The 26,357-nt window shown below is 71.6% G+C and carries 29 protein-coding genes; 21 read left to right on the forward strand and 8 right to left on the reverse strand.

All coding sequences use genetic code 11. The features are described from left to right. Positions 1 to 18 precede the first annotated feature (18 nt). A complete protein-coding gene (locus tag BIV01_RS15170; RefSeq protein ID WP_083414069.1) occupies positions 19 to 1,221 on the reverse strand; it encodes a sensor histidine kinase in 1,203 nt (400 codons plus the stop codon). Continuing rightward, positions 1,214 to 1,837, reverse strand: a complete 624-nt coding sequence (locus BIV01_RS15175) for a response regulator transcription factor (RefSeq protein WP_217637367.1) — start codon at positions 1,835 to 1,837, stop codon at positions 1,214 to 1,216. The genes BIV01_RS15170 and BIV01_RS15175 overlap by 8 nt, the downstream gene beginning before the upstream one ends. Positions 1,838 to 1,952: 115 nt before the next feature. On the opposite strand from BIV01_RS15175, the gene BIV01_RS15180 reads away from it, so the two are divergent. Then, on the forward strand, positions 1,953 to 2,693 hold the full coding sequence (locus tag BIV01_RS15180; protein WP_070417150.1) for a GntR family transcriptional regulator: 741 nt from the start codon (positions 1,953 to 1,955) through the stop codon (positions 2,691 to 2,693). Positions 2,694 to 2,774: 81 nt separating this feature from the next. Here BIV01_RS15180 and BIV01_RS15185 read toward each other — a convergent pair whose 3' ends face one another. After that, the gene (locus BIV01_RS15185) at positions 2,775 to 3,227 is read right to left on the reverse strand and encodes a PTS sugar transporter subunit IIA (RefSeq protein ID WP_071303394.1); all 453 of its coding nucleotides are present in this window, start codon (positions 3,225 to 3,227) and stop codon (positions 2,775 to 2,777) included. Next, positions 3,224 to 3,460 (reverse strand): glucose PTS transporter subunit EIIB, encoded by a 237-nt coding sequence (locus BIV01_RS15190; RefSeq protein WP_071303395.1) that lies wholly within the window; start codon positions 3,458 to 3,460, stop codon positions 3,224 to 3,226. The genes BIV01_RS15185 and BIV01_RS15190 overlap by 4 nt, the downstream gene beginning before the upstream one ends. Positions 3,461 to 3,638: 178 nt before the next feature. Here BIV01_RS15190 and BIV01_RS15195 point away from each other — a divergent pair, with 178 nt between their 5' ends. From BIV01_RS15195 to BIV01_RS15250, 12 genes are all read left to right on the forward strand, one after another. Beyond that, positions 3,639 to 4,904, forward strand: a complete 1,266-nt coding sequence (locus BIV01_RS15195; RefSeq protein ID WP_071303396.1) for a PTS transporter subunit EIIC — start codon at positions 3,639 to 3,641, stop codon at positions 4,902 to 4,904. A gap of 115 nt (positions 4,905 to 5,019) precedes the next feature. Further along, positions 5,020 to 5,931, forward strand: a complete 912-nt coding sequence (locus BIV01_RS15200; protein WP_071303397.1) for a metal ABC transporter solute-binding protein, Zn/Mn family — start codon at positions 5,020 to 5,022, stop codon at positions 5,929 to 5,931. Continuing rightward, positions 5,928 to 6,809: a metal ABC transporter ATP-binding protein gene (locus BIV01_RS15205; RefSeq protein WP_083295100.1), complete on the forward strand. Its 882-nt coding sequence runs from the start codon at positions 5,928 to 5,930 to the stop codon at positions 6,807 to 6,809. Before BIV01_RS15200 ends, BIV01_RS15205 begins: the two co-directional genes overlap by 4 nt. Next, on the forward strand, positions 6,809 to 7,756 hold the full coding sequence (locus BIV01_RS15210) for a metal ABC transporter permease (RefSeq protein WP_071303398.1): 948 nt from the start codon (positions 6,809 to 6,811) through the stop codon (positions 7,754 to 7,756). Before BIV01_RS15205 ends, BIV01_RS15210 begins: the two co-directional genes overlap by 1 nt. Beyond that, positions 7,753 to 8,166 carry a Fur family transcriptional regulator gene (locus tag BIV01_RS15215; protein WP_070417146.1) on the forward strand — a complete coding sequence of 138 codons (414 nt, stop codon included), beginning with the start codon at positions 7,753 to 7,755 and terminating at the stop codon, positions 8,164 to 8,166. The genes BIV01_RS15210 and BIV01_RS15215 overlap by 4 nt, the downstream gene beginning before the upstream one ends. A 10-nt stretch (positions 8,167 to 8,176) precedes the next feature. Beyond that, positions 8,177 to 8,872, forward strand: a complete 696-nt coding sequence (locus tag BIV01_RS15220) for an alpha/beta fold hydrolase (RefSeq protein ID WP_071303399.1) — start codon at positions 8,177 to 8,179, stop codon at positions 8,870 to 8,872. Between the two features lie 427 nt (positions 8,873 to 9,299). Next, positions 9,300 to 9,536 carry a 50S ribosomal protein L28 gene (rpmB, locus tag BIV01_RS15225; protein ID WP_022903747.1) on the forward strand — a complete coding sequence of 79 codons (237 nt, stop codon included), beginning with the start codon at positions 9,300 to 9,302 and terminating at the stop codon, positions 9,534 to 9,536. Next, a complete protein-coding gene (gene rpmG, locus BIV01_RS15230) occupies positions 9,536 to 9,706 on the forward strand; it encodes a 50S ribosomal protein L33 (protein ID WP_022908193.1) in 171 nt (56 codons plus the stop codon). The genes rpmB and rpmG overlap by 1 nt, the downstream gene beginning before the upstream one ends. A gap of 2 nt (positions 9,707 to 9,708) precedes the next feature. Beyond that, a complete protein-coding gene (gene rpsN / locus BIV01_RS15235; RefSeq protein ID WP_070417144.1) occupies positions 9,709 to 10,014 on the forward strand; it encodes a 30S ribosomal protein S14 in 306 nt (101 codons plus the stop codon). A gap of 288 nt (positions 10,015 to 10,302) precedes the next feature. Beyond that, positions 10,303 to 10,590, forward strand: a complete 288-nt coding sequence (locus BIV01_RS15240; protein WP_022908191.1) for an HU family DNA-binding protein — start codon at positions 10,303 to 10,305, stop codon at positions 10,588 to 10,590. 166 nt (positions 10,591 to 10,756) lie between these two features. Continuing rightward, positions 10,757 to 12,691, forward strand: a complete 1,935-nt coding sequence (locus tag BIV01_RS15245; RefSeq protein ID WP_071303400.1) for a cytochrome c oxidase assembly protein — start codon at positions 10,757 to 10,759, stop codon at positions 12,689 to 12,691. After that, positions 12,688 to 14,010: an ATP-dependent DNA helicase gene (locus tag BIV01_RS15250; protein WP_071303401.1), complete on the forward strand. Its 1,323-nt coding sequence runs from the start codon at positions 12,688 to 12,690 to the stop codon at positions 14,008 to 14,010. Before BIV01_RS15245 ends, BIV01_RS15250 begins: the two co-directional genes overlap by 4 nt. 199 nt (positions 14,011 to 14,209) lie before the next feature. Here the strand turns inward: BIV01_RS15250 and BIV01_RS19960 are convergent, their stop codons facing one another. Beyond that, the gene (locus BIV01_RS19960; protein WP_175473751.1) at positions 14,210 to 14,662 is read right to left on the reverse strand and encodes a DUF4383 domain-containing protein; all 453 of its coding nucleotides are present in this window, start codon (positions 14,660 to 14,662) and stop codon (positions 14,210 to 14,212) included. Positions 14,663 to 15,002: 340 nt separating this feature from the next. On the opposite strand from BIV01_RS19960, the gene BIV01_RS19965 reads away from it, so the two are divergent. The 4 genes from BIV01_RS19965 (at position 15,003) to BIV01_RS15275 (ending at position 20,548) form a co-directional block, all read left to right on the forward strand. After that, the gene (locus BIV01_RS19965) at positions 15,003 to 15,797 is read left to right on the forward strand and encodes a phosphatase PAP2 family protein (protein ID WP_181015154.1); all 795 of its coding nucleotides are present in this window, start codon (positions 15,003 to 15,005) and stop codon (positions 15,795 to 15,797) included. A 96-nt stretch (positions 15,798 to 15,893) separates the two neighbouring features. After that, on the forward strand, positions 15,894 to 18,350 hold the full coding sequence (locus tag BIV01_RS15265; protein ID WP_071303402.1) for an Ig-like domain-containing protein: 2,457 nt from the start codon (positions 15,894 to 15,896) through the stop codon (positions 18,348 to 18,350). Further along, positions 18,347 to 19,303, forward strand: a complete 957-nt coding sequence (locus BIV01_RS15270; RefSeq protein WP_071303403.1) for a DUF4436 family protein — start codon at positions 18,347 to 18,349, stop codon at positions 19,301 to 19,303. The genes BIV01_RS15265 and BIV01_RS15270 overlap by 4 nt, the downstream gene beginning before the upstream one ends. Before the next feature lie 105 nt (positions 19,304 to 19,408). Next, a complete protein-coding gene (locus tag BIV01_RS15275; RefSeq protein WP_070417138.1) occupies positions 19,409 to 20,548 on the forward strand; it encodes an LLM class flavin-dependent oxidoreductase in 1,140 nt (379 codons plus the stop codon). Between the two features lie 161 nt (positions 20,549 to 20,709). Here BIV01_RS15275 and BIV01_RS15280 read toward each other — a convergent pair whose 3' ends face one another. Together BIV01_RS15280 and BIV01_RS15285 are read right to left on the reverse strand one after the other, a co-directional pair. Continuing rightward, positions 20,710 to 21,114, reverse strand: a complete 405-nt coding sequence (locus tag BIV01_RS15280) for a DMT family transporter (RefSeq protein WP_071303404.1) — start codon at positions 21,112 to 21,114, stop codon at positions 20,710 to 20,712. Position 21,115: 1 nt separating this feature from the next. Then, entirely contained in the window at positions 21,116 to 21,430 is a 315-nt protein-coding gene (locus BIV01_RS15285; RefSeq protein ID WP_071303405.1) for a DMT family transporter, read from the reverse strand. A 97-nt stretch (positions 21,431 to 21,527) separates the two neighbouring features. Between BIV01_RS15285 and BIV01_RS15290 the strand changes: the two genes are divergently transcribed. From BIV01_RS15290 to BIV01_RS15305, 4 genes are read left to right on the forward strand one after another with little or no spacing between them, the layout of a single operon-like run. After that, on the forward strand, positions 21,528 to 22,112 hold the full coding sequence (locus tag BIV01_RS15290; RefSeq protein WP_071303406.1) for a TetR/AcrR family transcriptional regulator: 585 nt from the start codon (positions 21,528 to 21,530) through the stop codon (positions 22,110 to 22,112). Positions 22,113 to 22,140: 28 nt separating this feature from the next. Continuing rightward, positions 22,141 to 23,172 carry a permease gene (locus BIV01_RS15295; protein WP_071303407.1) on the forward strand — a complete coding sequence of 344 codons (1,032 nt, stop codon included), beginning with the start codon at positions 22,141 to 22,143 and terminating at the stop codon, positions 23,170 to 23,172. Continuing rightward, a complete protein-coding gene (locus tag BIV01_RS15300) occupies positions 23,159 to 23,938 on the forward strand; it encodes a TIGR03943 family putative permease subunit (RefSeq protein WP_071303408.1) in 780 nt (259 codons plus the stop codon). Before BIV01_RS15295 ends, BIV01_RS15300 begins: the two co-directional genes overlap by 14 nt. Continuing rightward, a complete protein-coding gene (locus BIV01_RS15305) occupies positions 23,928 to 25,328 on the forward strand; it encodes a lactonase family protein (RefSeq protein WP_139199444.1) in 1,401 nt (466 codons plus the stop codon). Before BIV01_RS15300 ends, BIV01_RS15305 begins: the two co-directional genes overlap by 11 nt. Here the strand turns inward: BIV01_RS15305 and BIV01_RS15310 are convergent. Further along, the gene (locus tag BIV01_RS15310; RefSeq protein WP_071303410.1) at positions 25,325 to 26,284 is read right to left on the reverse strand and encodes an AraC family transcriptional regulator; all 960 of its coding nucleotides are present in this window, start codon (positions 26,282 to 26,284) and stop codon (positions 25,325 to 25,327) included. The two genes, BIV01_RS15305 and BIV01_RS15310, sit on opposite strands and share 4 nt — an antisense overlap. Positions 26,285 to 26,357: the final 73 nt, after the last annotated feature.

Here is a 26,357-nt window from a genome sequence, read left to right on the forward strand (position 1 = left end):
TGGCTCCGAGGATGACCGTCAGACCGCCCGGGCAGCCGGCACGTGCTCCACCGGCAGCCGCAGGTGCAGTGCGAACCCGTCGTCCGGCTGCGGGCCCGACTCCATGCTCCCGCCGAGGAGCGACGCCCGCTCCCCGAGCCCGATCAGGCCGAGCCCGGACCCCGGCAGTTCGAGCCGTTCGGAACGCGCCGGGCCGTTCACGACGTCGACGAGGACGTGCTCGCCGTGGATCCGGCCACTCACCCGGACGGTGGCGTCGGGGGCGTGCTTGCGGACGTTCGTCAGCCCCTCCTGCACGAACCGGTAGACCGCGCGCTGGAGCGGCTGGGCGAGGGTGTCCGGAAGGTCGACGGTCGTGCTCGTCTCGAGCCCGCTCTCGGCGATGAGCCGGGGGAGGTCGGTGAGCACCGGCTGGGGCGCGATCTCGCGGTCGGTGCCGCCGGAGGCGCGGAGCACCTGCACCATCTCGCGGAGCTCCTGCAGGGTGATCACGCACAGCTGCCGGATCGTCCGGGCGAACCCGCGCTCGGCCTCGTCGCGGCCGGCCATCTGCATCGCGCCGGCCTGCACCGCGATCAGGGTCACCTGGTGCGAGACGACGTCGTGCATCTCCCGCGCGAGCAGCGCCCGCTCGCGGGACAGGGCGACGGCCGCGGCCTGCCGGCGTTCGTCCTCGCGGGCCCGGCGGGACTCGACGAGCTGGTCGGTCAGCCGCGCACGGGTCTGCACGAGCAGCCCGACGGCGAGCGGTCCGAGCGCGAAGATGAGCGCGTAGACGACGGAGACGACGATCTCGTCGAGGGTCTGCGGTGGCCCGACGAACCCGCTGAAGCCGACGAACTGGACCAGCGCGGCGAGGAGCATCAGCCACCGGCGGCTCGTGCGCTCCCCGAGGGTGAACAGCACCACGCTCGCCGCCACCACCGCGGAACCGACGAACAACCCCGGCACCGTCAGGGCGAACGCGAGCACGGGGAAGCGACGACGGAGCAACAGTGCGGCCGCCGCGAGCAGCGACAACCACGTCTCGAGGGCGGTCGCCCCGGAGATGTCGAGCACGGCGTCCGCGACCGCGGCGGCGATGAACAGGGCGTCGACCAGCCACCACGGTGCACGGTGGGTGCGCGCCCACCGCAGGCCGACGTCGACGAGGCGGTCGAGCCTCCCGTCGGTCGCCGCGAGCACCCGCCGGACGCGCCCTGACCGCTGCGCGTCAGCCATCCAGGAGCCCCGCCTCGGCCGCGCGCAGCGCGAGCTGGACGCGCGTCGGGACGCCGAACGCGGCGAGCAGCGACCGGATGTCCTCCTTGACGGTCCCGGTGCTCACGCCGAGCCGTCGGCCGATGTCCGGGTTGCTGACGCCGTCCGCGACGAGCCGGAGCACCGCGTGCTCGCGCTCGCTGACGGACGGCGCGGGGGCTGCCGGACGTGCCGCGAACAGCCGGGTCCGGTCGACGCCCGGTGCCAGGACGACCCCGCCGCGGGCGAGGACCCGGACGTACTCGGCGAGGCCCTCGGGGTCGGTGTCCTTGAGCAGGAAGCCGGCGGCGCCGAGCTCCATCGCCCGGCCGACGTACTCGTCGGTGTCGAAGGTCGTGAGCATCGCGACCGCCGGTGGTTCGGGGAAGGCCTGCAGCTCGCGGAGGACCTCGAGGCCGTTCACCCGCGGCATCCGCACGTCGAGGAGCACGACGTCGGGCGCGTGCGACCGGATGACCTGCACGGCGTCCACGTCCCCGGTGGTGGCGACGACGTCGATGTCCGGTGCGGCGCCGAGGATCAGCTCGAAGCCGTAGCGGACGAGCGTCTCGTCGTCGACGATCACCACGGTTGTCACGCGCGTCATCTTGTCATGCACGTTGGCGTTCCGAGGGGGACTCGCTACTGTGGCAGGCACTGGTCATGTCCGCGCATGACCACCCGCACGACCAGCGACGGAGCACGAGGACCGCATGACGAGCCGGATCACCGAGGGTGCCGAACCGAAGCACCAGCAGCTGCGGCGCATCCTCCTCGAGCTCGCCACGGTCCGGCTCGCACCCGGGGCGGCGATCCCCTCGGAACGCCAGCTCATCGCCGAGTACGGGGTGTCCCGGATCACCGTGCGCGAGGCCCTCGGCCAGCTCGTGAACGAGGGCTACCTCGAACGCGTGCGCGGCAAGGGCACCTTCGTGGCGCACCGCCCCGTGCAGTCGACGCTGCACCTGGCGTCCTTCACCGAGGAGATGCGGGCGATGGGGCACGTGCCGACGACCGTCGTGCTCGTGCGCGAGGAGCGGGTCCCGCCGTCCGACACCGCCGCGGCCCTGCGACTCGACCCCGACGTCGCGGCCTTCCACGTGAAGCGCCTGCGCATGGCCGACGGGGCGCCGGTGTCGATCGACGACGCCTGGCTCGTCGCGGACGCGTTCCCCGGGTTGCTCGAGCACGACCTGTCCGGGTCGGTCTACTCGATCATCGCGACCGAGTACGGCACGCCGATCGACCGCGCGCAGCAGACCGTGGCGGCGAACCCGGCGGCGGACGACGTGGCGACGCTGCTCGGCACGAAGACCGGGGCGCCGCTGCTGGAGTTCGACCGGGTGTCGTACGCGGGGGAGCGCCCCGTGGAGCACACCCGCTCGTGGTACCGCTCCGACCGGTACCGGGTGCAGATGGAGGTCACGGCGACGGCCGCGCACGCGGTCGCGTAGAGCGCGGTTCTTCGCGCTGAGCGACACCTCACGGCTCGTCGCGGCCGTGAGGTGTCGCTCAGCGCGTGGGAACGCTCCGGATCAGACCTCGAACAGGGTGTCGCCGTCGCGCACCGTGGTGCCGACCGTGTCCTGCGCGATCGAGTCCGGCGCGGAGCCGAGCACGACGACCGGGCAGATCGGCCAGTAGCCGGCGGCGGAGATCACCGAGGGGGTGAACCGGACGACCGGGTCACCCGCGACGACGGTGTCACCCTCGGTCGCGATGAGCTCGAAACCCTCGCCCGAGAGCTTCACGGTGTCGATGCCGACGTGCACGAGCACGTCGGTCCCCGCGGCGCCCTGCAGTGCGAACGCGTGCGGGTGCAGCTTCACGATCGTGCCGTCGACCGGCGCTACCGCCGTGACGGCACCCTCGACCCCGGTCGGGTCCACCGCGACGCCGGCGCCGACGAGCTGCCCGGCGAACACCGGGTCCGGCACGTCGGCGAGCGAGACGACCGGGCCCTGGAACGGGGTCCGGACGGCGGTCACAGCTCGTCCTGGATGTCCTGCGCGAGGTTGTCGGCGACCGGGCCGACGATGACCTGCCAGCCCGTTCCGCCACCGACGACGGCCTGCGCGCCGGCGGCCTTGAGTGCGTCCTTGTCGACGAGGTCGCCGTCCTCGACCTCGACGCGGAGGCGGGTGATGCAGCCCTCGACCTCGTCGATGTTCCCGGCGCCACCGAGCGCGGCGATGATGTCAGCGGCCTTGATGTCAGCCATCGTTTCCTCCTCGTTACGAAAACGCATGCCAGGTTGACAGGCGTCGGGTCGCGGTTCAGACTACGGAACTGGTCATGACCGGACAGGACCGGACCTGGCGACACCGCCGAGGTTACCTGCGCTGACTGTACGACTCAACTCACCCCGACAGCTCCACCCAACGACGAGAGGACCTCCGATGAGCACCACCACTGCCACGGATGTGCCGGAGAAGAAGACCCCGAAGAAGCAGTCGCGCGTCTTCGCCAACGCCCAGCGCCTCGGCCGGAGCCTGCTCCTGCCGATCGCGGTCATGCCGGCAGCGGGCATCCTGCTCCGCCTCGGCCAGGCCGACATGCTCGGAGCGATCCCCGGCTTCGAGCAGGGCGCGACGATCATCGCCGCCGCCGGCAACGGTGTCTTCACCTGGCTGCCGCTGCTCTTCGCCGTCGGCATCGCGATCGGCTGGGCGAAGAAGTCGGACGGCACCACGGCGCTCGCCGCGGTCGTCGGCTACATGGTCATGTACCAGGTGTTCGCGGCCATGTCCCCGATCGTGCTCGACGGGGTGAAGGACGCGAACGGCAACCAGGCCACGATCAACTTCGGTGTCCTCGGCGGCATCGTGATGGGGCTCGTGTCGGCGTTCCTGTGGGAGAAGTTCCACCGGACGAAGATGCCCGACTTCCTCGGCTTCTTCTCCGGGCGCCGCCTGGTGCCGATCCTCACCGCGGTCGCCGGTCTCCTCATCGCCGTCGTGATGTCGTTCTTCTACCGGTACTTCGACATCGCCCTGACCGCTGCCGGCCAGGCCGTGGCGGACAACGCCGTCATCGGCGGCGGCATCTTCGGGTTCGTCAACCGCATGCTCATCCCGATCGGGCTGCACCAGCTGCTGAACTTCTTCCCGTGGTTCCAGCTCGGCAGCTTCACCACCGGCGGCACGACCTACCACGGTGACATCGCCCGGTTCCTCGCCGGCGACCCGACCGCCGGCATCTTCCAGACCGGCTTCTTCCCGATCATGATGTTCGCCCTGCCGGCCGGTGCCCTGGCGATCTGGCGCAACGCCAAGCCGCAGAACCGCAAGCTCGTCGGCGGCATCATGCTCTCGGCCGCGCTCACCTCGTTCGTGACCGGCATCACCGAGCCCCTCGAGTACTCGTTCATGTTCGTCGCGTTCCCGCTCTACATCATCCACGCGGTGCTCACGGGTACCTCGCTGGCGCTGGTGAACGCGCTCGGGATCCACGACGGCTTCTCGTTCTCGGCCGGCGCGATCGACTTCGTGCTGAACTTCGGCAAGGCGGACGGAGCCATCTGGCTCATCCCGATCGGCCTCGGCTACGCGGTGATCTACTACTTCCTGTTCAGTTTCGTGATCAAGAAGTGGAACCTCCGCACGCCCGGGCGTGAGGACGACACGATCGCGGAGAACACGATCGAGGCGGCCACGAAGCCGTAGTCGTCACCACCTGACGGACTGGAGGCGCGGTGTCGGCTGGCACCGCGCCTCCTGTCCGTCATCCGGCTGATACTGGTTTTGACAACCGTTATCAACTAGCCCTACGCTCGTCGACATGCACAACCGTCTCCTCGCCCTGCCGCTCGTCGTCGGCGCCGCCGCGCTCGCCCTGACGGGCTGCGCGACGTCCTCCGCCTCCGGCGACGCCTCGGGCGACGGCACCGTCCGGGTCGTCGCCTCCACCAACGTCTACGGCTCGATCGTCGAGGCGATCGGCGGCGACCACGTCTCCGTCACGAGCATCCTGGACGACCCGTCGCAGGACCCCCACTCGTTCGAGTCGAGCGCCACGACACAGCTCGCGGTGTCCAAGGCCGACCTCCTCATCGAGAACGGCGGCGGGTACGACGATTTCATGACGACCCTCGCCGACGCGTCCAGCACGAAGGCGGACACGATCAACGTCGTCGAGCTCTCCGGTCTCGACAAGGGTGGCGACGCCGAGTTCAACGAGCACGTGTTCTACAGCTACCCGACGATGGTGAAGCTCGCCGACGACGTGGCGAAGCGCCTCGGCGACCTCGACCAGGCGGACGCGGACACCTTCACGAAGAACGCCGACGCCCTGACGACGAAGCTCGAGGGGCTCGAGGCGAAGACGGCCGAGCTCGAGAAGACGTACGGCGGCGAGAAGGTCGCGTACACCGAGCCGGTCCCGGGGTACCTCTTCGACGCGATCGGCCTCGACAACGTCACGCCGGACGCCTTCTCCGAGGCGATCGAGGAAGGCGACGACGTGCCGCCGGCGGCGCTCAACGACACGCTCAAGCTGTTCACGAACAAGACCGTGAAGCTCCTCGCCTACAACGACCAGACCTCGAGCCCGGAGACGGAGGAGGTCAAGAAGGCCGCCGACGAGAACGGCGTCCCGGTCGTCGGTGTCACGGAGACGCTCCCGAAGGGGGAGGATTACGTCTCGTGGCAGCAGGCGAACATCGACCAGGTGCAGGCGGCGCTCCAGAAGTGACGACCGTCTCCCACCCGACGACCGAGCGGACCGCCACTGCCCCGGGCAGTGGCGGTTCCGCCGTGCTCGAACTCCGCGACGCCGGGCTGTCGTACGGCTCCCGTGCACTCTGGTCGCACCTCGACCTCGACCTGGCGCCGGGCGAGTTCGTCGCGGTGCTCGGGCCGAACGGGGCGGGCAAGACCTCGCTCCTCCGCACGGTCCTCGGGCAGCAGCGGCTGACGAGCGGCACGATGTCGTTCCTCGGCCAGCCCGTCCGGCGCGGGCACCGCAAGATCGGGTACATCCCGCAGCAGCGCCTGATGGACGCGGGGACCCCGCTCCGGGCGCGGGACATGATCGCGCAGGGCGTGACCGGCTCCCGGTGGGGCATCAAGCCCGCGAGCCGTGCCGAACGGTCCCGGGTCGATCGCATCCTCGACGAGGTCGGCGCCACCGCGTTCGCGGACGCCCCGGTCGCCGAGCTGTCCGGCGGCGAGCAGCAGCGCACCCGCGTCGGGCAGGCCATCGCCGCCGACCCCGCGCTGCTCCTCTGCGACGAGCCGCTCATCTCGCTCGACCTCCGGCACCAGCGCGGCGTCACCGAGCTCATCGACCGGCAGCGTCGGCAGCAGGACGCTGCCGTGCTGTTCGTCACCCACGACGTGAACCCGATCCTCGACGTCGTCGACCGGGTGCTCTACATCGCCGGCGGGCGGTTCCGGATCGGATCCCCCGACGAGGTCCTCCGCACGGACGTGCTCTCCGACCTGTACGGCACCCCCGTCGACGTCGTCCGCACGATGGGGCGGATCGTCATCGTCGGCGCGAACGACGCGCACGACCACCACTGCGACGCGGACCCGAACGCCGCGACGCCGGACGACGGGCGGATCTGATGGACATCTGGTCGCAGGTCTTCTCCTTCCAGGACTACGGCGAGCTCGTCGTGCTCGTGCAGAACTCGATCTGGGCCGGCGCGGTGCTCGGCATCGTCGGCGGGCTCATCGGGCCGTTCGTCGTCGCACGGAACATGCCCTTCGCCGTGCACGGCATCTCGGAGCTCTCGTTCGCCGGCGCCTCGGCATCGCTGCTGCTCGGGGTGAACGTGGTGACCGGGTCGCTCGTCGGGTCGGTGATCGCGGCGCTGCTCATCGGGCTGCTCGGGTCGAGGGCGCGGGACCGCAACTCGATCATCGCCGTGCTCATGCCGTTCGGCCTCGGCCTCGGCATCCTCTGCCTCGCGCTCTACAAGGGCCGCGCCGCGAACAAGTTCGGCCTGCTCACCGGGCAGATCGTCTCGGTCGACAACCCCCAGCTGACGTTCCTCGTCGTCGTCGCGGCGATCGTCGTCGTGACGCTGCTCGTGATCTGGCGCCCGCTGATGTTCTCGTCGGTCGACCCCGACGTGGCCGCTGCCGCCGGGGTGCCGGTCCGGACGCTGGCGCTCGTGTTCATGCTCGTGCTCGGACTCGCGACCGCGGTGTCGGTGCAGATCGTCGGCGCGCTGCTCGTGCTCTCGCTGCTCGTCACCCCCGCGGCAGCTGCCCTGCGCCTCAGCTCACACCCGGTCGTCGTCCCGGTCCTGTCGACGGTGTTCGCCGTCGTCTCGGTCGTCGGCGGCATCCTGCTCGCCCTCGGCGGGGGGCTCCCCATCAGCCCGTACGTCACGACGATCTCGTTCGTGATCTGGGTGGTCTGCCGGATCGTCGGCGGACGCAAGGACAAGCGCGGACGCGACCGGATCGTGCGCCGCGACCAGCGTGACGGAGGCGCACCGCGCCTCCAGGCCGACGATGCGGACCACCGGTCCGCCGCCGGCCGGAAGGAAGGAGCGACCGCATGAACGCCGTGCAGAAGCCGAAGCGGAACACGTGGCAGCGCGAAGCGGTGCGCACCGCGTTGTCCAGCACCGAGGGGTTCGTCAGCGCGCAGGCGTTGCACCAGCACCTGCGGGACGACGGCTCGACGATCGGACTCGCGACCGTCTACCGGGCGCTCTCCGACCTGGCGACCGAGGGTGACGCCGACTCGCTGCAGCAGGACGGCGAATCGCTGTACCGCGCGTGCACGACCGACGCGCACCACCACCACCTGATCTGCCGGAACTGCGGCCGCACGGTCGAGATCGAGGCGGACCCGGTGGAGCGGTGGGCGCAGGAGGTCGCGGCGGCGAACGGGTTCACGAACGCCAGCCACGTGGTGGACATCTTCGGGGAGTGCGCGTCCTGCACGGCCGCGCGCACCGGCGCGTAGTCTCCGCGTCATGCACGTGATCCTGGTGCCCGGCTTCTGGCTCGACGCGAGCGCCTGGGACGAGGTGGCCCCGGTGCTCCGAGCAGCGGGCCACTCGGTCGAGGCGGTCACCCGCGACGGCGACACGCTCGACGAGCAGGTGGCCGCCCTGGTCGAGCTGCTCGACGACGTCGCGACGCCGGACGAGCCCGTGGTGCTGGCGGGACACTCCGGCGCGGGGCCGATCGCGTACATGGCCGCCGACCAGCGGCCCTCGCTCGTCGCGCACCTGCTCTACGTCGACACCTTCCCGGGGCCCGAGGGCGGCTGCGTCAACGACGAGCTGCCCGTGGTCGACGGTGTCGTGCCGCTGCCCTCGTGGGACGTGTGGGAGCCGGCGACCGTGCGGGGGATGACACCGGCACTGCGGTCGGAGTTCGAGCACCGCGCGATCCCGGAGCCCGCTGCGGTGCCGTCCGACCGGTTCCACTACGGCGACGCCGCGCGGCACACGATCCCGGCGACGGTGATCACGTGCGAGATCCCGGCGGCGGACCTCGCGACGATGGTGGCCGACCACCAGGCCTGGGCGGCGGAGCTCGTGGCGACGGAGGAGCTCGCGATCCTCGGGCTCGAGACGGGGCACTGGCCGATGTTCACGGCGCCGCGGGAGCTCGGCGAGCTCATGGTGCAGGCGCTGGCGCCGCGGCCGGCCGAGGCGCCGTAGCGCGGGGCGGGCGGGCGCGCGCCGGGCGCCCGCGCACGCGGGTGCCGCGCCCGGGCTCACTTGGTGAGCAGAAGGTGTCGGCTGGCCGACCGTGACCCGACCATTTCTGCTCACGAACGCGCCCGCCGGAGCTGCGGCGCGCCTCCAGGGCGACCCACGCAGCTGCGGCAGTTTGCGACACGCCCGGTCGTCGCGTACTCTTGACCCTTGGTTCTCCGCGTCCGCGCGGCGAACCCAGTTGTTCCAAGCCCTCCGACCGTCGCGTACGCCGCGGTCGCGCGGTGTCCACGGCCCCTTCGACAGGGATCGCGGGCCTGGGCGGTGCGCACAACCCCCTCGCTCCGTCGCTCGGCGACGCAGCGCGTGCGCGCCAGGCAAGTGACCTTGGGTGCGGCCGTCCGGTCGCACGGTACCTCAGGAGGAAACCATGGCAGCAGTGTGCCAGGTGACCGGAGCCACCCCCGGCTTCGGACACAACATCTCGCACTCGCACCGCCGGACGAAGCGTCGCTTCGACCCGAACGTGCAGAAGAAGACGTACTACGTGCCCTCGCTTCGTCGTAACGTCACGCTCACGCTCAGCGCGAAGGGCATCAAGGTGATCGACGCACGCGGCATCGAGTCCGTCGTCAAGGATCTCCTCGCCCGTGGGGAGAAGATCTGATGGCCAAGAAGGGTCAGGACGTTCGTCCGATCATCAAGCTCCGCTCCACGGCGGGCACCGGGTTCACCTACGTGACCAAGAAGAACCGTCGCAACAACCCGGACCGCCTCGTGCTCAAGAAGTACGACCCGGTGATCCGCAAGCACGTCGACTTCCGTGAGGAGCGCTAAGCATGGCGAAGAAGAGCAAGATCGCGAAGAACAACCAGCGCGCCGAGATCATCGCGCGCTACGCCGAGCGTCGTCTCGAGCTGAAGAAGGCCCTCGTGGACCCGAACGGCTCCGACGAGTCGCGTGAGGCCGCCCGCGTCGGCCTGCAGAAGCTCCCGCGCGACGCGTCGCCGGTCCGCTACCGCAACCGCGACGCCATCGACGGTCGCCCCCGTGGCCACCTCGGTGAGTTCGGCATCAGCCGTGTCCGCTTCCGCGACATGGCCCACCGTGGCGAGCTGCCGGGCATCACGAAGAGCTCCTGGTAAGCACCAGCTTCCGCGGACGCCCCGTCACCCCAGTGGTGACGGGGCGTTCGCCGTTCCCGGGCCGTTTCGGGGGACATCTTCGTCACATCGGTCACTTCCGCCCCTCCAGTACCCCGACAACCCCGGAAATCCGGGCGAGTCGGCAGGTTTCGTCCCTGGTGGCTGGTACGTTCGACTCCGGTTCCGCAGGGTCTCGCGCCCACCGGCACCGTGGCACGGAGCACCCGCTCCGGGCGCCGGACGAGAAGTCGTCCGACCGATACTGCAAGAAGTCCGAGGAGGACATCCATGGCTGACAAGTCCCTGAACCGCACCGAGCTCGTCGCTGCCGTCGCCGCTGAGTCCGGCCAGAGCCAGGCCACCGTCAACGGCGTCGTCGACGCGCTCTTCTCCGTCGTCTCCGGCTCGGTCGCCGACGGCACCAAGGTCACGATCCCCGGTTGGATCGCCTTCGAGAAGACCCACCGTGCCGCCCGCACCGGCCGCAACCCGCAGACCGGCGAGGCCATCGAGATCGCCGCGAGCGACTCGGTCAAGGTCAGCGCCGGCTCGAAGCTCAAGGCTGCCGTCAAGTAAGACTGCTCCCGCGCCACGAAAGGGACGGCTTCGGCCGTCCCTTTCGTCGTTCCCGGCCTGCGATGGGCCCGTGGTCGGTCCTCCACATCCAGGAGGCGCGGATCGCCCTCCACAGGTCGCCCTGCTCGATTCCGTGGCCGGGTGGGGCAGCGCCTAGGCTTGACGGGTGAATCGGATCGCGCGCATCGCCGGCCCCGCCGTGCTGCTGCTCGTCGGGTTCGTGTCACTCCTCGTCGCCCTGGTCATCGGGGGTGGCGCGAACGCCGCGCTCATCGCCGACCCTGGTGCCGTCGTCCGGTTCGGCTTGCCGATCGCCCGACTGGTGGTCGACCTCTCCGCCGCGGCCGCGATCGGTGGTCTCGCGCTCGCGACCGTCGGGCTGTCCCGCACCGCGCCCGAGTGGAACCGCGCGATCGACGTGGCCGCCGGTGCAGCGGGCGTCTGGACCGTGTCGTCGGCCGTGACGACGTTCTTCACCTTCCTCAGCGTCGCCGGCTCGAGGATCAGCATCGACGAGCAGTTCGGGCAGTCGATGGGGGTGTTCCTCACCGGGACGGACCTCGGCCTCGCGTGGCTCGTCACCGTCCTCGTCGCCGCGGCCGTCACGGTGCTGTGCTTCGCCGTGCGCTCCCGCGGGATGGTCGCCCTGACCGCGGGGGTCGCGATGATCGGGCTCGTCCCGCTCGCCCAGCAGGGGCACGCCGCGGGCACGGCGAGCCACGACGCGGCAGTCACCGCACTCGGGCTGCACCTGGTCGGCGCCGCGCTCTGGGTCGGCGGACTCGTGCTGCTCGTGCTGTTGCGCCCGGTGATCGACGGCGACCGCCTGGCCGTCGTCGTCGGGCGGTACTCGAGCATCGCGCTCGGGTGCTTCGTGCTCGTCGCCGTGTCCGGTGTGGCCTCGGCGCAGATCCGGGTCGGGGCGCTCTCGAACCTCTTCACCGCGTACGGCGTCCTGGTGCTCGTGAAGATCGCGGCCATCGTCGCGATGGGTGTGCTCGGGGTCGTGCAGCGTCGACGGGCGATCCGCGCGCTCAGCACCGCCCCCGAGCGCCGTCGTCCGTTCTGGTTCCTGATCGTGGCGGAGCTCGCCGTGATGGGCGTCGCCAGCGGGTTCGCCGCGGCACTCGGCCGCACCGCGACCCCCGTCGACCAGGTCGCGCTGAGCAAGACCACGAACCCGTCGCCGGCCGAGTTGCTGACCGACGACGCCCTGCCGCACGCTCCGGGTGCCTGGGGATGGCTGACGGCGTGGAACATCGACCTGTTCTGGCTGATGGCCGCTGTCCTGCTCGCAGCGACCTACACCGCCGGCATCGTCCGCCTGCGTCGCGCCGGTGTGCGCTGGCCCGTGCGCCGGACGGTCGCCGCCGGCATCGCGATCGTCTCGCTCGTCGTCGCGACCTCGGGCTCGCTGCACACCTACGACCGCTTCCTCGTGTCCGCCAACGTCGGGTCGCACGTGCTCCTCGGGCTCGTCGTGCCGGCGCTCGTCTGGGCGTCGGCACCCGTGCAGCTCATCCGTGCCGCCGTCCACCCCCGCGACGACGGCAGCACCGGTGTCCGCGAGTGGACGGGCGTCCTGGTCGACAACCAGGCGGTGCGGTACCTCGTGCAGCCGTTCCCGGCGTTCCTGTTCCTGGCGGCGGCGTGGTGGGCGTTCTTCGTGACCGACGCACTTCGGTGGTCGGTCAGCGACTCGACGGGCCGCACCGTCATCGACGTCGGGTTCCTGCTCGTCGGGCTCCTCGCCGTCCCCACCCTGCTCACGCCGATCGCGGTCGGCGCCCGGCGCGCTTCGATGCCCGCGGCGCTCGTCCGGATCGCCGGGGCGGTCGTCGTCGCGGCCGGACTGGTGTCGCTCGGCATCGCGATGCGCGGGCCGCTCGGGCTCCTGCAGGCGTCGTGGTTCGGCGCGATGGGCCGGACGTGGGGACCGGATCCGCTCGTCGACCAGGCCCGCGCGGGCACGCTGCTCGTGGTCGCCGGTGTCGCCGTCGTCGTGACCGTCGTCGTGGTGGTGCTGGTCCGGGTGCGCCGCGCCGTGGCGGAGCCCGCCGTCGACGGACCGCTCAGCGACGACCGGGTGGCGACCCGATGAGCGTCGAGCTCAGTGCCGAGCAGCGGGCCGTCTTCGAGTACATCGAGCACACCCGCGACCACGTGTTCATCACCGGGCGTGCGGGGACGGGCAAGTCGACGCTCCTGAACCACCTGTCGTGGAACACCGAGAAGCAGGTCGTGATCTGCGCGCCGACCGGTGTCGCGGCGCTGAACGTCGGTGGGCAGACGATCCACTCGCTCTTCCGCCTGCCGATCGGGCTCATCGCCGACGCCGAACTCCGGCAGGGGCCGGACACCCGCAAGCTCCTCAACACGATCGACACCCTCGTGATCGACGAGGTCTCGATGGTGAACGCCGACCTCCTCGACGCGATGGACCGCTCGCTGCGCAAGGCCCGCGGGCGCCAGTTCGAGGCGTTCGGCGGCGTGCAGGTGGTCATGTTCGGCGACCCGTACCAGCTGCCGCCGGTGCCGGGCGACGGGGACGAGCGCGCGTACTTCACCGACCACTACCGCTCGATGTGGTTCTTCGACGCCAAGGTCTGGCTCGAGGCGGAGCTCAACATCGTCGAGCTCGCGACCGTCCACCGGCAGCGCGACGACGCCTTCGCCGCGATGCTGACGGCCGTGCGGCACGGGCGGGTGACGGCCGACGTCGCCGGGCAGCTCAACGCGGCGGGCGCCCGGCCCGCGCCGGACGACGCGATCACCCTGGCGACCCGGAACGACACCGTGGCACGCATCAACAAGGCCGCGCTCGACCGGCTGCCCGGCAAGGTGCGGACCGCGCGGGCCGACGTCAACGGCGACTTCGGCGGACGGAACTTCCCGGCGGACGAAGCCCTCGCGCTGAAGCCCGGCGCGCACGTGATGTTCCTGCGCAACGACCCCGACCAGCGCTGGGTGAACGGCACCCTCGGGGTCGTGCAGACGATCCGCGACACCGTGTGGGTGGACGTCGACGGGGAGTCGTTCGAGGTCCAGCCGTCGGTGTGGGAGAAGTTCAAGTACTCCTACGACGCCGACAAGAAGGAACTCAAGAAGGACACCGTCGGCGAGTTCCAGCAGTTCCCGCTCCGGCTCGCCTGGGCGGTGACGATCCACAAGTCGCAGGGCAGCACCTACGACCGGGCGGTGGTCGACCTCGGCAACCGGGTGTTCAGCGCCGGGCAGACGTACGTGGCGCTGTCACGGCTGACCTCGCTCGAGGGGCTGTACCTCACGCGTCCGCTGCGGCCGCAGGACATCATCGTGGACCTCGACGTCCGGCGGTTCATGTCCGAGGCGCCCCGGGTGGTCGCGACGGAGCTCGAGGCGGCTCCCGCTCCCGCCCCGGACGCCGACGACGGCGACTGACCCGCCCCCGCGCGACGGCCCAGGCGCGCGACGGCCCGGACGTGCGACGGCGCGGGCGCGCGGCGGCGCGGGCGTGCGACGGCTCGGACGCACGACGGCCCGGGCGTGCGACGGCCCGGACGTGCGACGGCCCGGACGTACGACGCCCCGCCGGCCACGAGGGGCGGGCGGGGCGTCGGGATGCGCGGGATGCGCGGGATCAGGCCCGAGCGGTGTCCGCACGCAGCGCGCGGAGGTTCTCCTTGTCGGCGCCGAACGCCGTGAGGAGCAGGATGACACCGACGATCGCGTGGAAGACGTTGTCGGTCGTGTTGAGCGCGAACACGTTCGCCGAGGTGTTCACGAACACGAACCCGTAGACCGCGAGCACGACGAGGACGGCGCCCACGAGGACGTTCGCGTTCCGCGACCCGATCGTGTTGCCGAGCCCGACGATGAGCAGCACGGCCGCGAGCAGGACCCACAGCAGTGCCAGCGGCGGGTTGACGCCGAACGCGTTCCAGAGCATGCCGCCCTTGCGGCTGAAGAAGCCGGGGTCGCCGTCGGCGGCGAAGAAGAACCCGAGGATGCCCCAGATGAGGAGCAGCGCGCCCACGGTGAGCGCGAGACCGCGGTTCGGGGAAGCGGTGATGCTCGGTTCCTTGATGGCCACTTCGGTTTCCTCCTCGTACGCAGCCGACGCCGTGTACGTCGGTCCGGCGATGCGCGCCGGTGCGTTCGCCCGCGCGCGGCCGGTCGGTGCGTTGTCGGATCCGAAGGTCGCTGTCCCGCGGTTCCCAGGCTCCGACCGGCGTCCCAACGGTATCGTGTCGGACCCCGACCGTCCGAATCGCACGCGCGTGAACAGGCGTGCGACGACACCGACGACCAGCACCCCGAGGAGGACCAGCCCGGTGACCCGAACGCCCGAACGCAGCGCACCCGAGTCGCGTGGACCGAGCGTCTCACGGCGGTTGCGGTGGGGACTGTTGTCGGCTCTGGGGTTCGTGATCGTGCCTCTCGTCTACGCGGTGGCGGTGCTGACGCCGGTGGGGCAGCGGGTCGAGGACGCCGCACTCGGCGGGGTCCGGGAATCCGACCTGTTCTCGTCGGACACTGCCCTGAACGTCATCTCGGTACCGGTGATCCTGTTGCTCGTGGTCGTGATCGCCGCCGTCGCGCTCGCTCGGCGCCGGCTCGCAGTGGGGCTCGGAGCCGGTGTCGTCGTGCTCGCTTCGGCGGCCACCTCGACGCTCGTCAAGCGTATCGCCGAGCGCCCGGAGATCGCCCAGTCGACCACGCCGAACTCGTTCCCGTCCGGTCACGCCACGATCGCCCTCGCCGCCCTGTTCGCCGTGCTCATGGTCACGCCGCGTCGGTTCCGCCCGCTCGTCGTGATCGTCGGCGCCGCCTACGCGGTCTTCGTCGCGAACCAGACCGTGGTCTACGGCTGGCACCGGGTCAGCGACATCATCGGCGCGTGCGCGATCGCGCTCTTCTGGGTCGGGGCCGTCCGGGCGTTCGGACCACGGGTCGACCGTGGCGCGCGCGGCGACCGCGACGGCCACCGCGGTCCGCGTCGGTTGGTGACCTGGGTCCTCCTCGTCGCCACCGGGGTGACGTTCCTGGTCGGTGTCGCGGCGCTCGTGTACGGCATCTCGGGCGGGGCACACGACCACGGTGCGATCCTCGTCGCGGGCCGGATGGCGTCGAGCGCGAGCGTGCTGGCCGTCGTGACGATCGTGTGGATCGCCGACGGCATGCACCACGCGGCGCGGACGGACTCCGAGGCGCTCCCCGGCCGGTAGCCATCGCATCCGTAGGGGTTACAGGCCTGTAACGCCTCCGGACCGGACGACCGTTGGCCGACTAGCGTCGTCCACACGCCGGCCTCGGGAGCCGTCGTGGACGGGGAGCACATGCGGGTGGAGCACACCCCGACGCGGGCACGTCGGGTCCGTGGCACCGTCGCCGCTGCCCTCGGGGCGCTCCTCGTCGCCACCGGGGTGCTCGTCCCCGCGACCTCCGCATCCGCCATGACCCAGGTCGGCGCGCCACCGACCGCACTCCCGGGTGACACCGTGACGGTCACGGTCCGGAACACCACGGGTGGAACCGGCAACTGGACGATCCGAGCGCCGGAGCACACCCGGATCGTGGGTGCCGCCACCCAGCCCGGCACCGGCCTCAACCCGTTCACGTGCACGCCGTCGGCCGATGGCACGACGGCGGCCTGCGGGAACCTGTTCTGGGGCGCTCCGAACACCGTGGACGTCCGCCTGGCCGTCGACGACGACGCCCCACTCGGACTCACGAGCGGTTGGTCGGAGATCGACCCGGTCGATCCGCGAGCGTCGATGTCGATCACGGTCGTCGCACCCCCGGCCCCCGCTGCCCCCTCCATCACCGCCCCGCCCGCGGGCGACGAGTCGATCGCGACGCAGCCGACGATCACCGGCACGAAGGTGGCCGGTGCGGCGGACACGACGGGAACGACCCTCGCGGCCACGATCGACGGCGAGCCGCTGTGCACGGTCGACCCGGCGACGACCCCGGACTGGTCGTGCACGCCGACCGAACCGCTCGCGGTTGGCGAGCACACCGTCAGTGCGACGCAGACGGACCGCTTCGGGCAGGTCTCCCCGGCGGCGACGAGCACGTTCACCGTCCTGGCGCCGGCCGGCCTCAGCGTGACCCAGGCCGGCGCGACGCAGCTCTACGCGCGCTTCCCGGCGATCCGGACCGTCACACTGGCGAACACCGGCGAGGGCGAGGCGAGAGGCGTCCTCCTCACCGCCGACACGGGCGGCCTGCAGGTCCCCGTGTGCGAGCTCGACGGCGCCACGATCGACTGCGCCGGCCTCGCCGCCGGGGTCGACCTCGGCACGATCGCTCCCGGCGACCGGCACGTCCTCCGGCTGACGGTCGCCGCCCGGTCCGGGACCGCCCCCGCGTCGGCGTTCACCGTCACGGCCCGGGCGTCCTCCACCACCGCGGCCGTCTCGCCCGTCGAGTCCGGCAGCACCCTCCGCACGATCGCTCCCGGAGCGCCGGTGATCACCGCTCCGGGCAACCGCACGTCGACGACGGACCGCACACCCGAGGTCCGTGGCCGCGGCGTGATCCCGAACGCCGTCGTGACCGTCCGGCAGGGCGGGACCGTGGTCTGCACGGCCACCGCGACGCGCGCCACCTCCTTCGCCTGCACGCCGGAGCGCGCATTCGCCCTCGGTGCGGTCGCGCTGACGGCGACCCAGACGTACGGGGGCGTCGAGTCCGCGCGCGCGTCGACCGCCTTCACGGTGACGGTCGCGACACCGACCCCTCCAGGAGGCGCGGGTGGCCTCCCCGGCACCGGCGGCGGTTCCACGGGCGGTCCCGGCGGCGCCGGTGGCGGGACCGCGCCGGCCGCGCCGAGCACGCCCGGCAGCCCGAGCACGGGAGCCGGGAGCGGTTCCGGCGCCGGCCAGGGGGTCGGGTCGGGAGACGTGGGCGGCAGCACCGGTCCGTCGTCGCCGCCCTCGACCACACCGCCCGCGCCGGGGGAGAGCGCCGGCAACGGCAACGGCAACGGCAGCGGGGGCGGCGGCGGCACCGGCGGTGCTGGCGCGGGCAGCGGGGGTACGGACGACGGTCCGCTCGCGATGGACCTCCGCTTCGGCACGCAGCGCATCGTGCCCGGCACCGCGGCCGACATGCGGGGCACGCTCGGCCCGAACGCCTCCGGGGCGACCGTCGCGATCACGTTCGAGGCCCGGATCACCACCGGTATGGTCTACCGGAACGTGAACGTCGAGGTCGACGACTCCCCGCTCGACTGCACCGTCGCCACGAGCTCGTTCTCGTGCATGATCCCGCTCGACCCCGGGCAGCAGGTGGACGTCGACGTCCGGGTGTACGCCGACCCGGTGAACGCGCCGGACACCGCCGTCCAGCAGATCTCGCTCGCGTCGAACCGGGCGTCGCAGTCCAACGCGATGACGGTGACCACGGCCGTCGCGAAGGGCGAGACCGAGGCGTCGCAGCTGTCCGACCAGATCACGACCTTCAACGCGACGGAGTTCCCCGGCGCGATGGTGCCGCTCCTCGCGATGCTGCTCTTCGCGCTCGCCGCGACCGTCGTCGGCCAGCGGGCGACGAGCGGCCCCGCCGCAGCGGCGACCGCCTCGCCGACCGGGGCCGGTCCGTCGGACCCGAGCCGCGCCTCCAGTCCGACCGCCGCACCGAGCGGTCCGACCGCCGCACCGAACGCTCCGACCGCCGCACCGACCGGTCCGACTGCCGCACCGAGCGGTCCGACCGGCCCCGCCACCGACCCGAGCCGACCCGCCACCGACCCACCGTCCGGGAGCAACCGATGACCCACACGACCGACGCCCCGACCGACGCACCCGGCGCACCAGGTACCCCGACCGCGAAGCGCACCCGCAGGAACCCCGCGCCGGTCATCCTGCTCGTGGCGGTGGTGCTCCTGGCCGTGTACTACGTCGTGATCGGCCTCTCCGGAGCGCTCAAGACGACGACCGCCGTCCCGGTGAGCGGGTCGAACAGCCAGTCCGGCGACTACATGACGCTGCGGATGAGCGTGCAGGACGTCGACCTCTCGAACCGGGTGATGCAGGCGAACGTCCTGCCGATCCCGCACGGCTCGTTCGAGGGCGAGAAGGCCGGCGAGATCTCGCAGCCGCTCCGCATCGAGGTCTCGAGCGGCGGGGTGACGACGAGCGTCGTGACGTTCCCGGGGCAGTCGGTGGTGGACGCGACCTCGTTGACGCTGACGCTCGACCGCGGCGACACCTCGTACCCGTTCGACCAGCCGTTCGCGAACTTCCAGCTGAGCGTGCAGGACGACGACTCCGGGGACGCCGTGCCGTTCGAGGTCGACATGTCGAACTCCGCCCGGCCGTGGGTGATGAACGCCGAGCGGAGCGCCGCCGAAGTGCAGAGCGACCGCACCCTCGTCCCGATGCAGATCGACGGGCACCGGGACACCCTGAGCGTCGTGATCGTGTCGTTCTACATCATGGCGATCCTCTTCACGACACTGATGGCCGTCGTGACGATCGGCAGCGCGATCCTCCGGCGGAAGCTCGAGTTCGCGAACGTGATCTGGCTGAGCGCCACGCTGCTGTCGTTCCCGGCGCTCCGGTCGGCGATGCCCGGCGCCCCGCCGATCGGGACGACGCTCGACTTCGTCTTCCTCTTCCCCTGCCTGGCGCTGGTGGCGATCATGTTCGTGTGGACCGGTGCGTACATGCTGTGGCGGGAGTCGAAGGTGCTGCGGAACCGCGTGCTGGACGACGACGCCGCGTAGTCGCCGCTGGCGGGAATGCCTCGGCCTGCGCTACGTTGTACCGAGCAAGTCGATGCAAACGCATCGAAATCGCAGGCGGAGGGACTCCGCGGAAGGCGGCGCATCATGCAGTTCGGCATCTTCACGGTCAGTGACGTCACGACCGACCCGGTCACCGGCCGGACCCCCGACGACACCCAGCGGGTCCGCGACATCCTGACGATCGCCGAGCACGCCGACCAGGCCGGACTCGACGTCTTCGCCACCGGTGAGCACCACAACCCGCCGTTCGTCGCGTCGAGCCCGACGACGATGCTCGGCTACCTCGCCGGACGCACGAAGCACATCACGCTCTCGACGTCGACGACCCTCATCACCACGAACGACCCGGTGCGCATCGCCGAGGAGTACGCGATGCTCCAGGTCATCTCCGACGGCCGCATGGACCTCATGATGGGCCGCGGCAACACCGGGCCGGTCTACCCGTGGTTCGGGCAGGACATCCGCCAGGGCGTCAACCTCGCGATCGAGAACTACGCGCTCGTCCGCCAGCTCTGGGAGAACGACGTCGTCAATTGGCAGGGCAAGTTCCGCACGCCGCTGCAGGGCTTCACCTCGACCCCGCGTCCGCTCGACGGTGTCGCGCCCTTCGTGTGGCACGGGTCGATCCGCACACCGGAGATCGCGGAGCAGGCCGCCTACTACGGCGACGGATTCCTCCACAACAACATCTTCTGGCCGATCCAGCACACCGAGCAGATGGTGGGCCTGTACCGCCAGCGCTTCGAGCACTACGGGCACGGCCGCGCCGACCAGGCGATCGTGGGGCTCGGTGGCCAGTTCTTCGCGCGGAAGAACTCGCAGGACGCGATCGACGAGTTCCGCCCGTACTTCGACAACGCCCCGGTCTACGGGCACGGCCCCTCGATGGAGGACTTCACCGAGCAGACCCCGCTCACGGTCGGTTCGCCGCAGCAGGTGATCGACCGGTACGCCGCCATGAAGGACCACGTCGGGCACTACCAGCGCCAATTGTTCCTCGTCGACCACGCCGGGCTGCCGCTCAAGACGGTGCTCGAGCAGATCGACATCCTGGCCGAGGACATCGTCCCCGAGCTGCGGAAGATCAACGAGGAGGGCCGCCCGGAAGGCGTCCCCTCGAACCCGCCGTCGCACGCCGACCGCGTGGCCGCGGCGATGGCCGCCGGCACCTTGGGCAGCGACCACGTCGCCGCCGAGGACGAGTGGACGGGTGCGTCCGTCTGATCGCGTGACCGCTTGACGGACTGGAGGCGCGGTGCCAGCTGGCACCGCGCCTCCAGTCCGTCTCAGGTCGCGTCTCGGGCCGCGACCGACCCGTCCGCGAAAGCGACAGTTGCCGGGGGCGGCGCGCGGTCGCTCCCGTCGAAGCGACACCGTGCCGCCTTTCACGGGCGGGATTCTGTCGCTTTCGCGGGCGGCGCCGCGGCGCCTGCGCGGGCCGCGGCCGCGGACGGGCGCGTCGGGCCGGCCGGGCGGGCCGGGACGAGCTTCAGGCCGATCACGCAGCCGACGATCCCGGCGATGAGCAGCAGGCGGAGTGCGGTCACGGGCTCCGCGCCGGTGGCCATGCCCCAGAGGACCGTGAGGGCCGCTCCGGTCCCCGTCCACACCGCGTAGGCGGTGCTGATCGGGATGTGCTTGAGCACGTACCCGAAGGCGCCGAGGCTCACCACGATGGTGATCGCGAAGACGATCGTCGGACGGGGCTCGGTGAAGCCGTCGCTCGCACCGAGGGCGGTGGCCCACACGGTCTCGAGCGCGGCGCTGACGAACAGGACGATCCACGGCACCTCAGCTCACCACCTTCAGGCCGACGACGCAGGCGACGAGCCCGAGCACGAGGGCGACCCGGGCGACGGACGCGGCCTCCTGCCTGCGGAGGATCGCGACGATCACGGTGAGCGATGCGCCGATGCCGACCCAGACGGCGTAGGCGGTGCCGACCGGGATCTCCTTCATGGCGAACGCCAGACCCACCATGCTGAGTGCCATGCCGACGACGAACACGATCGTCGGCACGACCTTCTTGAAGCCGTTCGATGCGCTCAGTGCAGTGGCCCACACTGCCTCGAGCACGCCCGACAGGACGAGGACTGTCCACGCCATGACGGTCTCCCTTCGATCTCGTTCCGCAAGTCGCACGACTGTGCGACAACGAACTCCACGGTAGCACGAACTCGTACGACTGTGCGAGTATTGGCCCGTGGCCAGGAGCATCGACATCGAGGAACGACGTCGCTCCGTGTCCGAAGCGGCGTGGCGGGTCCTCGCCCGTGACGGCCTCGGCGCGCTGAGCGTGCGGAACGTCGCGGCCGAGGCCGGGCTGCCGCCGAGCACCGTCCGCTACGTCTTCCCGACGCAGTCGAGCCTGCGCGAGCACACCATCACGCTCGTGTTCGACCGCACCCGGGAACGGATCGCCGCGATCCCCGAGGGGCTGCCGACCCGCGAGCGAGCGCACCAGCTCCTGCTCGAGCTGCTGCCCCTCGACGACGAGCGGGTCATCGAGCTCGAGGTGTACCTGGCGCTCGCGAACGCGGCCCTCACGGACGCCGAACTGCGGCCGGCGCTCGACCTGGTCGTGGTCGAGATGCGGGAGTGGAGCGAGGAGGTGCTCGAGCTCGTGGGCGTCCCGGCGGCAGACCGCGAGTACGAGGTCCGTCGGCTGCACGCGCTGATCGACGGGCTCGCGATGCACCTCGTGCGGCTCGCCCCGGGGGAGTCGGGCGACTGGGCGATCGACGTGCTCGACCGGCACCTCGACGAGCTCGCGCGGCGCTCACCGTAGGAGCGCGCGAGCGGCCTATCCTTGCCCGGTGACGACGACCACGCCGCCGCAGCAGCGCCCCACCGCCGCGTCCCGCTCCCGGAGCCTCACCGGCCCCGGGCTGGTGCTGCTCGCCGTCGCCGTGCTGCTCGGGATCCGCCTGCTCTCGCCGGCCGTCGGCACCGCGGGTCTGCCCGACGTCGTGCAGGACTTCCTCACGCTCGCGATCAGCGTCGTCGTCGAGTCCCTGCCGTTCGTGGTGCTCGGCATCCTGCTGTCCATCGTCGTCGAGGTGTGGGTCCCCGTCGGCGCGCTCGAGAAGGTCCTGCCGCAGCGCCCGATCCCGCGCCGGGCCGTGATCTCCCTGATCGGCATGCTCTTCCCCGTGTGCGAGTGCGGGAACGTGCCCCTCGCCCGCGGCCTCATGATGCGCGGCTTCACGCCCGCCGAGGCCGTCACCTTCCTCGTCGCCGCCCCGATCCTCAACCCGCTCGTGATCATCAGCACCGCCCAGGCGTTCGGGTGGTCCGGCTGGATCCTGCCCGTGCGCATCGTCGGCGGCTTCGTCATCGCGAACCTCGTCGGCTGGATCGTCGCCGCGCACCGTCGTCCGACCGAGCTGCTGCTGCCCGCGTTCGAGGCCCGCTGCCGAGCGGCCGTCGGCGCCCCTCGGTCCCGGAACCGCTGGCGGGACAGTGCCGCGCAGTTCGGCGGCGAGACCGCGACGATGATGCCCGCGCTGTTCGTCGGCGCCGGGCTCGCCGCAGCGATCCAGGTCGCCGTGCCCCGGTCCACGCTCGTGTCGATCGGCGCGAACCCCGTGCTCTCCGTCGCGGCGATGATGCTCCTCGCGATGACGGTCTCCCTGTGCTCGAACGTCGACGCCTTCTTCGCGCTGTCCTTCGCGTCGACGTTCCTCCCCGGGTCGATCACCGCGTTCCTCATCATCGGGCCGATCATCGACGTGAAGATGATCGCCCTGCTCCGGACGACGTTCCGTGCGCGCTTCCTGGTGCTGCTCGCCGTCGTCTGCGTCCTGTTCGCCGCGACCGTCGGGTTGGTGATGAATGTCCTCGTCTGAGTCCCGCCTGTCGTCGTCCCTCGGCCTCGGGTCCGTGCTCGCGGTGGCGCTGTGCACGCTGTGGCTCGCCCTCGCCGGGCACCTCGACCTGTACATCAACCCGCGCTACTCGGTCTTCACGGTCGTGCTCGCGGCCGTCGCGGTGCCCGCGTCGATCGCCGGCCTGGTGGTGACCGCGCGCGGACACGGGCACGATCACGACGAGGGGCACGACCACCGCTCAGGAGGCGCGGCTCGCCGCACACGGATCGTCCTCAGCGGCGTGGCCGCCCTCGTCACCGTCGGGGTCACCGCTGCCATGCTGGTCCTGCCCCCGACGACGCTGTCCGCCCGCACCGCGCAGCAGCGGAGCGTCGACTCGGCGACCCTGTCGAACGCCACCGGGTCCCAGGCCGCGGTGTCCCTGCTCGGCAGTACCTCGGTCGACACCTCCGAGTACGGCGTCAAGGACTGGGCCGCCCTCATCCGGCAGACGACCGACACCACGTCGCTCGTCGGCAAACGGGTCGACCTGACTGGCTTCGTCGTCCCGGGCGCGGACGGGTCCTTCACCCTCACCCGGTTCGTGATCAGCTGCTGCGCGGTGGACGCCCAACCCGTCGGGATCGGGGTCGACACCGACGGGACGGTCCCGGGCCAGGGCGCGTGGGTCCGGGTCCGCGGAGCCCTCGCCGCCAACCCGGACCAGTCGGCCGACGCCCGCATCGTCATCCGCGCCGCCACGGTGCGGGGCGTCGAGCAGCCCGAGGACCCGTATGAGTACTGAGCTGCGAGAGCGCCCCCGGAACCGCTTCCGCCGTCGCCTCGTCGCGACCGTCCTGGTGTTCGTCGTCGTCGGCAGCGCCGCGGCGGTCGTCGGGTCGCAGCAGGGCCCACGGCTGCGCGACGTGTCGTACGACGCCTCCGGCCTGGTGTCCCGACCGGCACAGCGCGTGATCCTCACCGCGAACCAGGCGATCGAGCGCGTGTCGGCGCAGGACGTCCGGGTCAGTCCGGCAGCGGCGCACACCGTGACGTCGAGTGGCAACACCATCGCGGTCGAGTTCACCGGACCCCTGGCCTACGACCGCTCGTACGAGATCTCGGTCGCGGGCGTCCGGGCGCCGGGGCAGCGCGCGACCGCCGACCTCCGCACGTCGATCCGCACGGGCAGCACCGACGTGCTCGCGCTGGTCCCGGGTGCCGCCGGGAGCGAGGACCGCATCGTCCGCCGGTCCCTCGACGCCGGGGGCGCGACGACGGTGTACGAGGGCACCGGCATCTCGGAGTACGTCCGCCTCGGCCGGTCGCTCGTCGTGGTGAGCGGCACGGACGCCGGGTCGTCGGTCGACATCGTGCCGCTCGCCGGCGGGGTGCAGGACGAGGACCTCCCGGTCGAGCACCTGACGCTCCCGACCGCCGAGGGACGCGTCACGGCCCTGCACGCCGCCGACGACGGCGCCTCGTTCGGCTTCGAGTACGCCGACACGTCCACCGGCCAGTCGCGCAACGTCGGGCTCTACGTCGTCGACATGACGGGCACCCACCTGCCGACGGCGATCGACGCGAGCGGGAAGCCGAGGACGGGGGCGGTCCCGATGAGCGTCGGGCAGTGGGCCTACGTGCCCCGCACGGAGAGCGCCCTCGTCCGCACCGGCAGCGACGACCTCGTGCTCGTCGACATGAGCGGGCGGACCGACCCCGTCCGGCTGGGGAGCGCCACGTACCTGCACGGCTTCGTCGGCACCGGCACCACGGCGGTGGTCGAGACCGGCACGGGGATCGTCCGCCTCGACCTGACGGACGGGAAGCGCACCGTGCTGCAGGCACCGGCCGGCAGCACCGACGCGGCGTACCTCGGCCGGATCGCCCCGCTCACCGACGACGGCTACCTGCGGGTGGTGGGCGACGTGCGTGCCGACGGGACACTCGCGCAACGCATCGTGCGCGTGGAGGGGAGCCGCGCCTCCAGGCTGCCCGTCTCCGTCCCCGACGACGCGAGCGTCACGGCCGTCTGCCCGTCCCCGAACGGGCAGTTCGTCGCCGTGGCGACGAAGTCGGCCGGCGGCGTGCTCGTGAGCATCGTCGACGCGTCCTCCGGCGCGCTCGAGGCGAGCGTCGACGCCGGGTCCGTGGACTGGTGCACGGCGTTGCCGTCCGGCGACGAGGTCGGTTAGCGGCGGAGCGTCTGCTTCGGGTACTCCCCGAACCGCCGCAAGTACTCGCCCGAGAACCGGCCCATGTGCGTGAAGCCCCACCGGGCGGCGACGTCCGCGACGGAGACCTGACCGAGGTGGGCGGCGAGGAGGTCCTCGTGGGCGCGACGGAGGCGGACCTCGCGCAGGTACTGCATCGGCGACCGGTCGAGGGTGCGCTGGAACGCCTCCTGCAGCCCGCGGACGCTGAGGTCGGCGATCCGGGCGACGTCCGAAACGGTGAGGGGCTCGTGCGCGTGGGTGTGCAGGTACTCGACGGCGGCTCGGATGCGCGCGTTGCGGTGCTCGCCCCACCCCGGCGGGACCGCCTCGGCACGGAAGCGGTAGAGGTCGAGCAGCGCCGACGTCACCGCGCGCTGCGACTCGTGCCAGGCCAGCGAACCGCTCCCCGAGGTGCGGAGTGCCTGCACCGACGAGGCGACCGCTCCGCGCCACCGGGTGATGGCCGCGGCCGTCGGCGGTGTGGAGCGGTCGAAGTCGACGGTGTCGTCGACGAGGTACCGCTCGGACGCGACGTCGAGCACGAGGTCGCGGTCGAGGTGCACGAGCCGCTGGTCCCAGTCGCGGTACTCGACGTCGAAGCGGCGCTCGATCGGGAACAGCGTCGGGACACCCGGTTGCATCTGGACGGCGTCACCGCCGACGTCCACGGTGGCGGTGCCGGCGTCGATCCACTGCACGACGACCTCGCCCTGGACGGCGACGTCCCCGCGGAGGGAGCCGTGCATCTGCGACCGTCGGACGCTCATGCGCTCGTCGCCGATCCCGACGTAGCGGTACCAGTAGTCGCCGTCGGTGCGGCCGGAGTGCCAGGCGCGGCCGGCGTACATGCCGGCGAGGTCGGCGACTGCGGTGTCGGTGTCCGTCCCGGCGACGGACACGAGGGACGCGGGACCCTCGTCCGCCGTGCTGCTCATGGATCGAGTCTGGCGTGGGTGGCTGTGCCCGGCCCGTCAGCTGCGCCAGCCGGACGACCGGCTCGCGTTGTGG

The organism is Curtobacterium sp. MCBA15_013, from assembly GCF_001865095.1.
GTDB lineage: Bacteria > Actinomycetota > Actinomycetes > Actinomycetales > Microbacteriaceae > Curtobacterium.